Origin of the sequence: Streptococcus sp. HMSC062H02 (assembly GCF_001813005.1) — a bacterium.
In the GTDB taxonomy this organism is placed as follows: Bacteria; Bacillota; Bacilli; order Lactobacillales; family Streptococcaceae; genus Streptococcus; species Streptococcus oralis_S.
The window spans coordinates 1-243 of record NZ_KV811136.1; the positions used below are offsets into that span (position 1 = coordinate 1).

General features: G+C 53.9%; 2 tRNA genes. Both read right to left on the reverse strand.

Annotated elements, in window-relative coordinates:
* Positions 1-44: 44 nt before the first annotated feature.
* Positions 45-118 (reverse strand) — tRNA-Ile (locus tag HMPREF2885_RS09510).
* A gap of 13 nt (positions 119-131) precedes the next feature.
* Positions 132-205: transfer RNA gene (locus tag HMPREF2885_RS09515), tRNA-Met, on the reverse strand.
* Positions 206-243: the final 38 nt, after the last annotated feature.

Sequence of the window (243 nt, forward strand, 5' to 3'; positions counted from 1 at the left end):
CCGTTCCCTTCAGCCGGACTTGGGTAATCCTCCATTATTTACAATGGACCTTGTAGGACTTGAACCTACGACCACTCGGTTATGAGCCGAGAGCTCTAACCAGCTGAGCTAAAGGTCCAACAAGATCAATATAGCGGCGAAGGGGATCGAACCCCCGACCTCCCGGGTATGAACCGGACGCTCTAGCCAGCTGAGCTACACCGCCATGAATCGGGAAGACAGGATTCGAACCTGCGACACCTT